This is a genomic window from Bradyrhizobium sp. JR3.5 (assembly GCF_054057015.1).
This window is the reverse complement of record NZ_JBSRYV010000002.1, coordinates 4,299,878-4,313,985: the sequence shown is the minus strand read 5'-3', so window position 1 is coordinate 4,313,985 and position 14,108 is coordinate 4,299,878. Positions and strand designations below refer to the sequence as shown.

Annotated in this window: 6 protein-coding genes and 5 pseudogenes; 5 read left to right on the top strand and 6 right to left on the bottom strand. The window is 63.5% G+C overall.

Going from position 1 to position 14,108, the window contains the following annotated elements:
* Positions 1 to 385 precede the first annotated feature (385 nt).
* Together ACVWW1_RS37580 and ACVWW1_RS37575 are read left to right on the top strand one after the other, a co-directional pair.
* A pseudogene (locus tag ACVWW1_RS37580) lies at positions 386 to 2,806 on the top strand (phosphoketolase family protein).
* A 9-nt stretch (positions 2,807 to 2,815) separates the two neighbouring features.
* A pseudogene (locus ACVWW1_RS37575) lies at positions 2,816 to 4,002 on the top strand (acetate/propionate family kinase).
* 82 nt (positions 4,003 to 4,084) lie between these two features.
* On the opposite strand, the pseudogene ACVWW1_RS37570 reads toward ACVWW1_RS37575, so the two are convergent.
* From ACVWW1_RS37570 to ACVWW1_RS37560, 3 pseudogenes are all read right to left on the bottom strand, one after another.
* Positions 4,085 to 5,195 (bottom strand): annotated as a pseudogene (locus ACVWW1_RS37570) (ABC-type transport auxiliary lipoprotein family protein).
* 18 nt (positions 5,196 to 5,213) lie between these two features.
* A pseudogene (locus ACVWW1_RS37565) lies at positions 5,214 to 5,952 on the bottom strand (ABC transporter ATP-binding protein).
* Positions 5,953 to 5,954: 2 nt separating this feature from the next.
* Positions 5,955 to 7,068 (bottom strand): annotated as a pseudogene (locus ACVWW1_RS37560) (MlaE family ABC transporter permease).
* Positions 7,069 to 7,249: 181 nt separating this feature from the next.
* Here ACVWW1_RS37560 and ACVWW1_RS37555 point away from each other — a divergent pair.
* Positions 7,250 to 7,660 carry a hypothetical protein gene (locus tag ACVWW1_RS37555; protein WP_456659348.1) on the top strand — a complete coding sequence of 137 codons (411 nt, stop codon included), beginning with the start codon at positions 7,250 to 7,252 and terminating at the stop codon, positions 7,658 to 7,660.
* On the opposite strand, the gene ACVWW1_RS37550 is transcribed toward ACVWW1_RS37555, so the two are convergent.
* The 3 genes from ACVWW1_RS37550 to ACVWW1_RS37540 form a co-directional block, all read right to left on the bottom strand.
* Positions 7,630 to 10,401, bottom strand: coding sequence for a bifunctional acetate--CoA ligase family protein/GNAT family N-acetyltransferase (locus ACVWW1_RS37550; protein WP_456659347.1), 2,772 nt, complete (start codon positions 10,399 to 10,401; stop codon positions 7,630 to 7,632). The two genes, ACVWW1_RS37555 and ACVWW1_RS37550, sit on opposite strands and share 31 nt — an antisense overlap.
* Positions 10,383 to 10,859 (bottom strand): CBS domain-containing protein, encoded by a 477-nt coding sequence (locus ACVWW1_RS37545; RefSeq protein WP_176533362.1) that lies wholly within the window; start codon positions 10,857 to 10,859, stop codon positions 10,383 to 10,385. Before ACVWW1_RS37545 ends, ACVWW1_RS37550 begins: the two co-directional genes overlap by 19 nt.
* 74 nt (positions 10,860 to 10,933) lie before the next feature.
* Complete coding sequence (locus ACVWW1_RS37540) at positions 10,934 to 11,407, bottom strand: Hsp20/alpha crystallin family protein (protein WP_456659346.1); 474 nt, start codon at positions 11,405 to 11,407, stop codon at positions 10,934 to 10,936.
* Between the two features lie 131 nt (positions 11,408 to 11,538).
* On the opposite strand from ACVWW1_RS37540, the gene ACVWW1_RS37535 reads away from it, so the two are divergent.
* Together ACVWW1_RS37535 and ACVWW1_RS37530 are read left to right on the top strand one after the other, a co-directional pair.
* Positions 11,539 to 12,522, top strand: a complete 984-nt coding sequence (locus ACVWW1_RS37535; RefSeq protein WP_456659345.1) for a zinc-dependent alcohol dehydrogenase family protein — start codon at positions 11,539 to 11,541, stop codon at positions 12,520 to 12,522.
* The gene (locus ACVWW1_RS37530) at positions 12,519 to 14,102 is read left to right on the top strand and encodes a bifunctional aminoglycoside phosphotransferase/ATP-binding protein (RefSeq protein WP_456659344.1); all 1,584 of its coding nucleotides are present in this window, start codon (positions 12,519 to 12,521) and stop codon (positions 14,100 to 14,102) included. Before ACVWW1_RS37535 ends, ACVWW1_RS37530 begins: the two co-directional genes overlap by 4 nt.
* Positions 14,103 to 14,108 lie beyond the last annotated feature (6 nt).

The window sequence follows — 14,108 nt, the reverse complement described above, 5'->3', positions numbered from 1 at the left end:
CTCGGTATTTAATGCCCGGCTCGCTTTTGCCGGGCATCTTTTTGTCCCGCCGCGCGAGCTTACGACAGAACGCAGGCACGTGATGGATGTTGTCCTCGACCGCGTAGCGCCGCGCCAGCGCAGGCAATGCTCACGAAGCGACGCATCACCGGAACTCCTGGAGCGCGAGCGAAACTGACCTCGCGGGGGTCCGGTTCCGTTTCCGACATCGAGCTTTCTGTTCCTTGAACGTCCCGTGTTGATGGACGTTGGGAGAAACGTGGGCGTTGCGGCCCGAATTGGCGTGCATCTTTTGAGCTGGCTCAAGCCATTCCCGTCATATTCGCCCTCTAACGTGGAACCGATAGCGGCGGCTGAGGTCATCTTTGAATCCCTGGAGAGCGACATGCAATCTGCGACCACTCCAAACGAGCAAGCACGCACGAATGATCTTGAGCTGCTCGACCGCTATTGGCGCGCCGCCAATTACCTCTCCGTTGGACAGATCTATCTGCTCGCGAATCCCCTCCTGAAAGAGCCGCTGAAGCCGGAGCATATCAAGCCGCGCCTGCTCGGGCATTGGGGCACCACGCCTGGGCTCAATTTCATCTATGCCCACCTCAATCGCGCAATCCGCACTTCCGACCTCAACGTCATCTATATTTGCGGTCCTGGCCATGGTGGTCCCGGCATGGTTGCGAACACCTATCTCGAAGGCACCTACACCGAAATCTATCCGGAGGTGACGCGCGATGCGGACGGCTTGCGCAAGCTGTTCCGCCAGTTCTCCTTCCCCGGCGGCATTCCAAGCCACGCGGCGCCGGAGACGCCCGGCTCGATCCACGAAGGCGGTGAGCTCGGCTATGCACTGGTTCACGCGTATGGCGCAGTGTTCGACAACCCCGATTTGATTGCCGTTTGCGTCGTCGGCGACGGCGAGGCGGAGACCGGTCCGCTCGCGGCGTCCTGGCATTCCAACAAGTTCTTGAACCCGGTGCACGACGGCGCAGTGCTGCCAATCCTGCACCTCAATGGCTACAAGATTGCCAATCCCACCGTGCTTGGGCGGATGGATGATGAGGAAGTCCGCAGCCTCTTCATCGGCTACGGCTACGAGCCGCTGTTCGTCGAAGGCGACGATCCGCATGCCATGCATCGGTTGATGGCCGACACACTCGATACCGCGCTCGCCGGCATCCGCTCGATCCAGCAAGCCGCGCACCAGCAGACCGGCGGCCTTAAGCGACCGCGATGGCCGATGATCGTGCTGCGCAGCCCGAAGGGCTGGACCGGACCGAAGGAAGTCGACGGGCTGAAGGTCGAAGGCTTCTGGCGTGCACATCAGGTGCCGATCGCCAACCCGCGCGGAAACCCCGAGCATCTGAAACTGCTCGAACATTGGATGAGCACCTACGAGCCCGACAAGCTGTTCGATTCGAGCGGCCGGCTCGTGCCTGAATTGCAAGCCCTTGCGCCCGCAGGCCACCGTCGGATGGGGGCCAACCCGCACGCCAACGGGGGCCTCCTGAAGCGGGAATTGAAGCTGCCGGATTTCCGTGCGCATGCGGTCGAGGTGACCGCTCCGGGTGACGCCGTCGCCGGAAGCCACGCGAGAACTCGGCAAGTTCTTGCGCGAGGTCGTGGAGCTGAATGCGGAGGCCCGCAATTTCCGCATCATGGGTCCGGACGAAACCGCATCCAACCGGCTCGACGCGGTCTTCGAGGCCACCGACCGGGTCTGGATGGAGGGCATCGAACCTTATGACGTCCACCTCGCCCATGACGGCCGCGTGATGGAGGTCCTAAGCGAGCATCTCTGCCAAGGCTGGCTCGAGGGCTACCTGCTTACCGGCCGCCACGGCTTCTTCTCCTGCTATGAGGCCTTCATCCACATCGTGGATTCAATGTTCAACCAGCATGCCAAATGGCTGAAGGTCTCGCGCGCGCTGCCCTGGCGGCGGCCGATCGCGTCGTTGAACTATCTCCTCACCTCGCATGTCTGGCGTCAGGACCACAATGGATTCAGTCATCAGGATCCCGGCTTCGTCGATCTCGTCACCAACAAAAAGGCCGACATCGTCCGCGTCTACTTCCCGCCTATCCCGGCGATGCGAACACCCTGCTCTGGGTCGCAGACCACTGCCTGCGCACCTATGACCGCATCAATGTGATTGTCGCCGGCAAGCAACCCGCGCCGCAATGGCTTTCGATGCGCGATGCGATCACCCATTGCGAAGCGGGCATCGGCATCTGGAAATGGGCCGGCACCGAAGCAGTCAACGCCGAGCCAGACGTGGTGATGGCCTGCGCCGGCGACGTTCCGACGCTGGAAACGCTCGCCGCCGTCGATCTGCTCCGCAAGGCGCTGCCGCAGTTGAAGATCCGCGTCGTCAACGTGGTCGACCTGATGACGCTGCAGCCGACGGAGCAGCATCCGCACGGCCTGTCCGACCGCGACTTCGACAGCCTGTTCACCTGCGACAAGCCTGTCATCTTCGCCTATCACGGCTATCCTTATCTGATCCATCGCCTGACCTACAGCCGCACCAATCACGACGGAATGCACGTGCGGGGCTTTGCGGAGGAAGGCACCACCACGACGCCGTTCGACATGGTGGTGTTGAATGGCCTCGACCGCTTCCATCTCGCCATCGAAGCAATCGAACGCGTGCCGGGGCTCGACATCGCGGCCGCCCACGTCAAGCAGCAGTTCCGTGACGCCCTGATCGAGCATACGCGCTACGTGCGCGAGCATGGCGAGGACATGCCGCAAATCCGTGACTGGATCTGGCCCTATGGAGCGACAGGTCACAAATCCGTTGACTGAGGCACACTCATGTCCGACAGCGTCCTGGTGCTTAACGCCGGCTCGTCCAGCATCAAGTTCGGCCTGTTCGACATCACGCCGTCCGAGCCAGAGCTGCAATGCAAGGGCCTGCTTGACGAGCAGGAGAAGGTCCCGCGCATCGTGATGAGCGATGCCTCGGGCAGGCCGCTGTTCGAGAAGCGCCGCGCGAGCGGCACGTTGGAAGACAACGGCCTGTTCGGCGATATCTTTGCCTGGATCGAGGACTATCTCGACGGCGGCAGCCTCGCCGCCGTCGGCCCATCGCATCGTCCATGGCGGCCGCGAGTTCTACGGGCCAGTCGTCATCGCAGGGCAGACTCTCGCTGCGCTGGAGGCGTTGACGCCGCTGGCGCCGCTGCACCAGCCGCGCTGCCTTGCGCCGGTCCGGGCCGTGCGGTCACTGCAGCCGGAGCTGACGCAGATCGCCTGCTTCGACACGGCCTTTCATCACGGCCTGGCGCCGCCGGTGAGCCGCTTTGCCATCCCGCGGCAGTTTGAGCAGCGCGGCATCCGCCGCTACGGTTTCCACGGCCTCTCCTTCGAATACGTCGCCAGCCGGCTCGCCGCGATCGCGCCGCAATGGGCCGACAAGCGCGTCGTCGTGGCACACCTCGGCAATGGCGCGAGCCTCTGTGCCTTGCGAAAGGGCGACAGCGTCGACACCACGATGGGATTGACCCCACTCGACGGTCTCGTGATGGGGACACGCTGTGGAACGATCGACCCCGGCGTGCTGCTTTATCTCATGCAGGAAGAGAAAAATGTCGGTCGATGACGTGCAGCACCTGCTGTACGAACGTTCGGGTCTGCTCGGCGTCTCCGGGGTGTCAGCCGACATGCGCGCCCTGCTGGCGAGCCACGATCCTGCGGCTCGCGAAGCCGTCGATCTCTTCACATTTCGTGTCGCCGCAGAAGTCGCCGTGATGGCAAATACCCTCGCCGGCCTCGATGGCCTGGTGTTCACCGGCGGCATCGGCGAGCACGCCCCGGAAATCCGGCAGCGCATCTGCGATCGCCTCTCCTGGCTCGGGGTCAGCATCGATGCAGCCGCAAATGCTCAGGGCGCGCAGCGTATCGCCGCGAAGGGCAACCCTGTCGACGTACTGGTCATTCCGACCAATGAGGAAGTCAGTATTGCGCGGCACTGCCGCAGCCTGCTGGTCACAGGTCGTTAGGTCGAGACGACCTTGGCTTGGCGGCAGCCGCCGAGCAAGTCTGATCCAGGACGTTCGTTGTGAGACGCTGCAACGATCCGGTTCAGTCCGTCGCCGCAACCCACATCACGAGCTCCCTCGCGAGGGTGCCGAAAGCCTTATCGAAGGCGGCGGCCGCCTCGGACGGCGTCAGCGAGCTAATTCCCTCGGATCCCTCGATAAGCTTTGCAGCCTTTACCTGACCATTTCGATCCACGATCTTCGCGGACAACGAGATCGTCGCGCGCGGTTGAGGTCCCTGCACGATTTCGAACCGGCGCAGGTCGATCAGCAGACGCGGCGCACCTTCTACGCCGCTGTCGGCGCGCAGTGGCGCATGCTCGACGTCGTAATTCTCGAAGCTCTGCAGCAACCGCGCCTGCACCAGCACCGGGAGACTATCGCTCCACTGCGCACCTTCGAATCCCTGAATTTCCTCATCCGGCGTGAACAAGAAGCGCTGGGTCTGGAGGCGGGCGATCGCGGTCGGCTCCGCCATGACCAGCTGCTCGGGCAGCTTCGCATGGCGTTGCGCGCCGAAGCTGTCCACCGCGTGAAGGTCATACGCCACCTTGCGCGGCGCGGGCGCACCGCCGCCGGTCATGCGTTCGAGTCCGGCCACAATTCCATCGAGCTTCGGCGTATTGCGCGCGAGCCCTTCAGCGAACGTGCTGAGATTGTCGATCGTGCTGTGCAGCGGCGCGGCGTTGTCGGACAGGACGGCATCGACCCGGCGTAGCGCATCGCGGGCTGCCTGCGTCATGCTCCGCCCGGCCCCCTTTTCGGCCACCAGCGGTTCGCGCGCCGGCGGCGCCTGGGGATCATCACCGCCTTCCAGAGCGATCACCGGGACACCAGTCAACCCCTGGAAGTCGAGGCCGACACGCGTATCGGTATGCACCGGCGTGCGCTCGGCGACTGCGATCCCGGCGCGAACCTCGCGCGGGCGTTCCGGGACCAGTTCAAGGGCCGTGACCTCGCCGACGCGGATACCGTTGAAGAGAACGCCCGCCCCGACGAGAAGGCCAGGCACGGGGTCGGTAAACACGAGCTGGTATGTCTCCCGCCTTTCCGATCCCGCCGAAATTGTTCAGCCAGTAGACGAAGCCGAACACGGCGACGATTGCCGACAATACGAATGCACCAACGACAATGTAGGGCGCGCGGATTTCCATTTGCGTCTCTCTCTCTGCCTAATTGCCGAGGCCAAGCTTCTGCGCCCGGGCTCCGTGAAAGTAAGCCTGGACCCAGGGGTGATCGGACTTGAGCACCGATGACAGCTGCCCGATGGCCGCGATCCTGCCGTCGGCAAGCGCGGCGACGCGGTCGCAGATGGCTTGCAGGCTGTTCAAGTCGTGCGTCACCATGAACACAGTAAAACGCAACGTCCGATGTAGCGTCCGGATCAAGGTATCGAATTCGCCTGCAGCGATGGGATCGAGCCCGGACGTTGGCTCATCGAGAAACAAGAGCGAGGGGTCGAGCGCCAGTGCCCGCGCGAGCGCAACCCGCTTGGTCATGCCGCCCGAGAGCTCAGACGGATACTTGTCCCCATCTTCGCGCGTCAGTGCCGACCATCTCGAGCTTGGCGTCCGCAATTTCGTCCAGCAGCCCCGGGGAAAGCCGCGCACGCTCGCGCAGCGGAAACTGGATGTTCTGGCGAGCCGTCAAGGCCGAGAACAGCGCTCCCTGCTGGAACAGCACGCCCCAGCGGCGTTCGTCATCGCTGTCGCCCGCGAAATCAATCTGCCCGCTCCGCTTCGGAAGCAGACCGACCAATGACCGCATCAGCACCGACTTTCCGCCGCCGGACGCCCCCACGAGGCCGAGAATTTCGCCATCGTTCACGTCGAGATCGAGATGATCGAGGATGATCTTCTCGCCGAAGCCGACCACGAGGTCGCGGATATGGATCGCTGGCGTGTCGACCATGGCTACATCCCGATCGAAGCAAAGAAGACCGCGAACAATCCGTCGAGCACGATCACCAGGAAGATCGATTTCACGACCGACGCCGTCGTCTGCTGCCCCAACGACTCCGCGCTGCCCTTGACGCTCAATCCCTCCACCGCCGCGACAAGCCCGATCACGAGTGCCATGAATGGCGCTTTGATGATACCGACCTCGAAATGAGTGACTGAAACCGCGTCGTGAAGGCGTGCGATGAAGATCGCCGGACTCATGCCGCCATAGAGCCAGGCGATGAGCCCGCCGCCATAGAGCGCTGCGAGCGAGCCGAGAAAGGCGAGAATCGGCAGCGCCACCACCAGTGCCAGGATCCGCGGCAGAATCAGGACTGCGACAGGATCGAGCCCCATCGTGCTGAGCGCATCGATCTCCTCGCGCATCTTCATCGCACCGATCTCGGCCGTATAGGCGCTGCCCGAGCGTCCGGCCACCATGATGGCCACGATCAGCACGCCAATCTCGCGCAGCACGAGGATGCCGACCATGTCGACGACATAGGATTCCGCGCCAAAGCGGCGGAAATGGAAGATGCCTTGCTGAGCAATGATGGCGCCGATCAGGAACGTGATCAGCACCATGATCGGCACCGCTTGCCAGCCCACCCCGGCCGAGCTGATAGACGGTCGACGTCAATCGGAACGATCGCGGATGCCTGAAAATGCCGAGCAGCGCTGCGCTGAAGGCGCCGAGCATATGCAGGAATGCTGCCGAATCGGACGCCAACCGCCTGCTGCCGCGGCCGAGCTGATCGAGTCTCTGCAGCACTGGGTTGACTGATCTGCGTTCGGCGGGGCCGGAACGGTTCAGCCCTCGCACCTCTTCCAGCAGGTCGCCATATGGACCATCGGCACCCGTGAGCGCTGCCCTGGCCGCACCGCCGCGGGCGAGCCTTTCAAGAAGCCAGGCCCCGACGGTGTCGAGCGCGGTGACGCGACGTACATCGATCGAGCCGATGTCGGTACGCGCGGCGTTCGTACACAGCCGCTCCAGCGCTTCGACGTTGGCAACGTTCCAGGCCCCACATGCGGTAAGCACGCGCGGATCGTCCGCATTCGCTGTCAGGGCCGGGGCGTTGAGCAAGATTCTGACTCCAATTTGCAACTCCTCACCTTAGGGCGCTGGAGCCGGCTGTGTTTGACCCAGCGCAATCGGCTTCACCGTGCCCCGGAATGCGCTTGACCGAGATCAACGGCCTGGCAAGCGGCGGCCTTATGATTTGACAGATTGCCCGGCAGCTCGGGCATGTTCAGGGAGATTTCTGATGAATCGCGCCGCCTTCACGCCTCTGCAAAACACTGCGTTGCCGCACTCGTTCAGGCAGGTTCGGCTTGAGCGCGCGCGCGAGCATGATCACCCCGAGGGTGCGCCCGCGATCGGCTATATCATCGTCGCCCCGCTCGACACGGCATCGCGGATCGATGTCGAGACCTGGAAAACCCATCGCGAGGCTTGCCGCGTCGTTCGTCAGCGCCCCACGGAAGACGATCAGCTCGGTCACCTCGTTCATGGTCCGGGCGGCAGCTGGCGCTTCCATTACGACGTGGCCGGTTTGACAGCCGATGAAGCCGGATATCATTTCGGCAACGAGCGCTTTCGGCTCGGCGAATACGTCTCCGTTCATGAGGCGGACGGCATGCACCCCTATCGGGTCGTCTCCGTCACGCCGCTTTGATCGCGACTGCGCCGGATCAGGATGTCGGCCCCCAAGGCATCCACGGCCGAAAGGGAGAGGTCGAGGACGACATTGACGATCCGGCGGTCGGTCGGCTCTGTCACGGCGGTGAACCCGAGTTCATGGCACATGTTCAGCATGGTGGTGTTCTCGGCCAGCACTTCACCTGACAGCCGCTTCAGCCCTTCCGACCTCGCATACTGAATCAGAAGCTGCATCAGCGCCCACCCAAATCCTCTGCCCTTGAGGTCGGACTGCAGCAGGATTGCGTATTCGGCATTCTCGTAGAGCGAGTCCGAATGAAGCTGGACTGCTCCCACCATGGCGCCGGTGCTCGGATCCAGCGCCGCAAAGGCCATCGCACGCGCGTAGTCGAGCTGGGTCAGCCGCGCAATGAACGTATGCGAAAAATTCTTCATTGCCTGGAAGAAACGAAGCCTGAGATCCTCGGCCGTTACACGCCTGAAGAAGCTCTCGACCATGGGCTCATCTTCCGGCCGCAACGGTCTTATCACGACGCGCGAGCCGTCCCTCAGGGCAAGCTCTCCTTCCCATTGCGACGGGTAAGGCCGCACCGCGAGCCGCGTCTGACCTGCAAACAGCCGCGGTGGCCTGCGGACTGCCACGCGTGCGTCGAGCGCCAGCACGCCGGCCTCGTCCGCCAGTAGCGGATTGATGTCGAGCTCTGCGACTTCCGGAATATCGGCCGCCATCTGCGCCAACTTGACGAGGGTGAGGGGCACGACATCGGCCGGGACACCGGGCACATCGCGATAGGCAGCCAGGAGCCGCGAGACCCGTGTCCGGCTCACCAGGTCGCGCGCCAGGTTCATGTCGAGCGGTGGCAGCGCCAGCGCCTTGTCGTTGATCACCTCGACCGCGGTGCCACCGCGGCCAAACACGATCACGGGACCAAAGGTCGGATCGTCGGCAATGCCGAGGAGCAATTCGCGTGCCGCCCGCCGCTCGATCATCGGCTGGATCGTCACGCCTTGCAGGACGGCATCCGGCCGCGCGTTCCGCGCGCGCGACAATACTGCCCTCGCTGCCTCGGCGACACGTTCGCGCGTCCGCAAGCCGAGGATGACGCCGCCGACATCCGACTTGTGGCTGATGTCGCGGGAGAACACCTTGACCGCAACCGCAAGTCCCTGGGCCAGAAACGGCGCGGCCTTGTCTGCGGCATCGTCGGCGTCACGGGCGGCGACGGTAGGAACGATCGGAATATCGTAAGCCTCAAACAGGGCGACGATCTCGGCCGGGTCGAGCCATTCCCGCCCTTCAGACAGCGTCTTCGCTATCACGCTCCTTGCCGCCGCCGTTTTCGGCGTAAACGTCGAGGCGATACTGGGCGGGATTGCGGTCAGTGCGACGGAGGCTTCGCGGTATCTCACCAGGTACATGAAAGCGCGCACCGCGTCATCTTCGGTAGGAAAATGCGGGACGCGGGCAGCTTCAAAGGTTGCCGCGGTGCGCTCGTCGGCACCATCCCACGATGCAAGCACCAGCGCGGCAACGTCACTCTTCCTGGTCCGACGGTCACGAACGCATTGTGCCACCGCTTCGGCGATTCCTTCGGTCTGCGCGACCGCCGTTTCCACATTCATGACCAGCACAGCGTCGCTGTTGGCGTCCTCGAGCAGCACGTCGAGCGCAGATACGTAGCGGGCAGCATCGGCGTCGCCGGAGATGTCGACGGGGTTGGCGCGAGACCAACCTTGCGGCAGAACCCGATCGAGCGCCGCAATCGTCTCCGCCGACAGGCTCGCTGGAACACCCCCGAGCTCAACGAGCCGGTCGATCGCGAGGATGCCGAGCCCGCCGCCATTGGTCAGGATCGACAGCCGGTTGCCGCGCGGAACGAAGCCGCGGCCGAGCAACTCGGCGCAGTCGAACAATTCCCGAAGGTCGTACACGCGCAGCATGCCGGCCCGGCGGAACGCTGCATCATAGACCGCGTCCGAACCGGCCAGCGCGCCGGTATGGGTAGCGGCGGCCTTGGCGCCCTGGGCCATCCGGCCCGCTTTCACGACAATCAGTGGTTTGAGCCGCGCCGCGGCGCGCGCGGCCGACATGAATTTGCGCGCGTCCTTGACGGCCTCGAGGTAAAGCAGGATCGCGGTGGTGTGATCGTCCTGCGCGAAATAGTCGAGCAAATCAGCGACATCGACGTCGAGCTGGTCTCCGATCGATACGATGCCGGAGAAGCCGAGCCGCCGCTCTGCCGCCCATTCGATCATCGCTGCAGCGACGGCCCCGGACTGCGAGATCAGGGCAAGACGCCCTTCGGCGGGCTGATGCGCGGCAAAGCTCGCATTGAGCTTTGCGCGCGGCACCATGACGCCGAGACAGTTCGGCCCGATCAGGCGCATGCCGTGCATGCGCGCCGTCAGCGCGACCGTCTCGGCAAGCGAGCCGGCGCCGTGCCCGAGGCCGGCGGACAGGATCACCGCACCGGCGACACCGACCGCGGCAGCGTCCGAGATGATGCCGGGAATCGCGGCCGCGGGCGCCGTGATCGCAACGAGGTCCGGAACGAATGGAAGTGACTTGAGATCCGGGGACGTAATCTCGCCGTCGATCGCGGCGTAGTTCGGATTGACCACGGCGATGCGGCCGGAAAAGCCGCACGCCTTGAGGTTCATGAGCACCGCCAGGCCGAGCGAAGATGGACGCGAACTGCCACCGACAAGTGCGACCGTTCGAGGCGAAAGAACCCGTTCTAGGCCAAACGTAGACATCGGACGGTCTCGCAAGGAACGAGCGGAGGCGCCTGCCGCTTCGTGCAGCGTGCCAGCGCCCGCATGACATCCTCGCGAGCAATGATCCCGACCAGGTGGCGATAGTTATCAATCACGGGCAGGCTCTTGAGCCGATGTGCGACCATCATCTGCAGAACACGCTGCAGACTTGTGTCCGGCTCAACCGCGATCACATCGGACGACATGATCTCATCGACCGTCGTTCCCATCCGATCGTCGTAACGTGGCAAGATATGATCTGTCGGACAGGCGAACACTTTCAGGGCGTCGAGTTTCGTGACGAACCCGACCACGACATCGTCGCGGAGCACGGGATAGGCGTCATAGTCGTCTTTTGCGAACAACCGGTACAAGTCGCTGACGGTCATTTCGGGAGCGACGCTTCGTACCGACCTCGTCATGTTGCTCGCGACGGTTTCCTGAAGAAACTCGTACATGGCTGATCCCCTTGGATGGATGGTTATTTCGTGGGCGCATCGCTACCTGACGAGCGACGCGCCCGGCAGGGCGGCTACGCCGCCGTCTTGATGTCGATCTGCCTGCTCTGCTTGAGAGCCGGCTTCTTGACGGTGACCTTGAGCACGCCCTTGGCGATTTCGGCGCTGACGTCCTCCGCCTTGACGCCCTCGGGCAATGCAACGGACCGCGAGAACGCGCCGAAGCTGCGCTCGATCAGGTGATAGTCCTTGTCCTTCTCCTCGCGCTCGCTCTTCTTCTCGCCCCGGATCGTGAGGGTGTTGTCGGCGAGGTTGAGCTGAACGTCCTTGGTCTCGAGGCCGGGCAGTTCGGCGGAGATCTCGACGGTCTTGTCGGTCTCGCTGACGTCCATGCGCGGCATCATTGCCGGCGGCGCGGCGAATGCCGGAAAATTGCGGCCGAGTCCATCGAACAGCCTATCGATTTCCTGCTGCAGAAATGTGAAGGGGTTGCTCTCCCGCCGCGCCACGGCGCGCTCGGTTCGAACGGGGATCATGTCGTTGACCATCAGTACCTCCTTTTGAGTGTCGCTCGCGTGCCAACATTAGTCAGGAGCAGCCACTCGGCTGTTGACCGGGATCAAAACCGGGCCAATGTCATGTGATCAAAGGAGGGGCACAGACCCAAGCGAGTCCCGTCATGCACGCCATGATCCTGCCCGCGCGAGGCGCGCGGCTGCAATATACGGAGCGGCCCGACCCGCTTCCGGGACCGGGCGAGGTCCGCGTCAAGGTCGGCGCCTGTGGCGTTTGCCGCACCGACCTGCATGTCGTCGACGGAGAACTGCCCGACATCGCCTATCCGATCGTTCCCGGCCATGAGGTGGTTGGCCGTATCGATGCGATCGGTGACGGCGTTGACCATGCGCATCTTGGCACACGCGTCGGCGTCCCTTGGCTCGGATCGACCTGCGGGCATTGTCCCTACTGTCGGGAAGGCAAGGAAAACCTTTGCGACGCCCCCCTGTTCACCGGCTATACGCGGGACGGCGGCTTTGCCACCCAGCTGGTGGCAGACGCGCGCTACTGCTTTCCGCTCGGTGAAGACGGCGAGGACGCGGAGCTTGCACCGCTGCTCTGCGCCGGCCTGATCGGCTGGCGCTCCCTGGTGATGGCTGGCGATGGCCGCAAACTCGGCATCTACGGCTTTGGCGCGGCGGGACATATCGTCGCGCAAGTGGCGCGTTGGCAAGGGCGGGATGTGTACGCTTTCACCCGTGCGGGCGACACCGAGGCCCAGCACTTGGCTTTATCGCTCGGCGCATGCTGGGCCGGCGCTTCGGGAGATCGGCCGCCGGCCGAGCTTGATGCCGCAATCATCTACGCCCCGACCGGGCCGCTTGTCCCGCTCGCGCTGCGCACGCTGCGCAAAGGCGGACGCGTGGTCTGTGCCGGCATTCACATGTCGGATATTCCGAGCTTTCCCTACGACATCCTTTGGGGTGAACGGCAGATCGTTTCCGTTGCCAACCTGACGCGACAAGATGGCGTCGACTTTCTCAAGACGGCGGCAAAGGCTGGAATCCGGACACACGTCACCGTCTTTCCGTTGGACCAGGCGAATGAAGCACTGGCGCGCTTGCGGGACGGCAAGCTCGTCGGCGCAGCCGTTTTGAAACCATGACGACGCCGACATCAATACCCGACGCGGCCACAGGCGAGACTGGCCAAGCCGCTGTATTGTCGTTCCTGGCCGGGTCTGGCCAGCCGACCGTGCCGGTAAAGCGGATCGACACCCATTGTTCGATCGTCTTTCTCGAACCTTCGCGTGTTCTGAAGATCAAGCGAGCTGTCAAGCTGCCTTATCTCGACTTCTCGACACTGGAGAAGCGGCGGCGCGCCTGCGAGGATGAGATCGCCATCAACAAGCGCAACGCCCCCGCCATCTATCACAGGGTGGTTCCGATCACGCGTGGGCGCGATGGGCTTGCGGTCGGGGGGACCGGACCGGTTGTCGAATGGGCCGTCGAAATGGCTCGCTTCGACGAAAACAAGACGCTCGATCATCTTGCCGAGCAAGATGCAATCCGGCCGGAGCTTGGCGAGAGACTGGCCGCCATCCTGCTCGAATCCCATCGGACCGCAACCGGACGCGAAGGATCCCCATGGCTTGCCTCGCTCCCTGTCATCATCAAGCGCAATATGGAGCAGTTTTGCGCCGAGCCGGTTCTCTCCCGAGAGGAAATCGATCGATTGCACGAACTGAGTCATCAGGCCCTCGCGCGCAACCTCGAACTGCTGCGCCGCCGCGCCGCCGCTGGGCAGGTCCGGCATTGTCACGGCGACGCACATCTCGGCAACATCGTCCTGCTCGACGGCCAGCCCGTTCTGTTCGATGCGATCGAGTTTGACCCCAATATCGCGACGACCGACGTCCTCTATGACCTCGCATTCCCCGTGATGGACCTGCTGTACTTTGGGCAGGAGCCGACGGCCAACAGATTGTTCAACAGCTACGTGCAAGCCACCTGGGATGCACAATCGAACGCGCTGTCCTTGGTACCGCTGTTTCTGTCGATGCGCGCTGGAATACGCGCCAACGTGCTCTTCACCAAGCAGCGACAATACCAAAGCGACCAAACGATCACCGCCCACGCAAAACGGTATTTCCAGCTTGCACGCCGGCTCATTGAACCGGCTCCGTCCCGCCTGCTTGCAATTGGCGGGAAGTCCGGTACCGGCAAGAGCGTGCTGGCGCGCGACATGGCGTATCTGATCGCGCCGCCCCCGGGCGCCCTGGTTCTGCGATCCGATGTCATTCGCAAGCAGCTCAATCACGTCGCCGAGCACGCCACATTGCCGCCCGAGACCTACACTCCCGAGGCATCCGACCGCGTCTACCAGGCCATGCTGGATCGTGCCGGGCACGCCTTGGCGCAAGGAATCTCGGTTATCCTCGACGCCGCATTCCTGCAGCAAGCCGAACGCGACGCCGCAAAAGTCGTTGCCCGCAGCGCCAGGGTCGAACTCAGCGGGATATTTCTGACTGCCGATGACGCCGCGCGGCTGCAACGTGTCGCATCGCGACGGCACGACGCCTCCGATGCGACGGTCGACGTTGTCAACGCCCAAGCAAAGATTGATACCGGCGACATCGATTGGGAAATCGTGGACGCCTCCGGTTCGGCCGCCACGACACTCCACCGCAGCATGTCCTGTTTTCAAAACGAACCGTGGCCTTCCGACGTGCGGAACGCCCCCTAAGGGAAT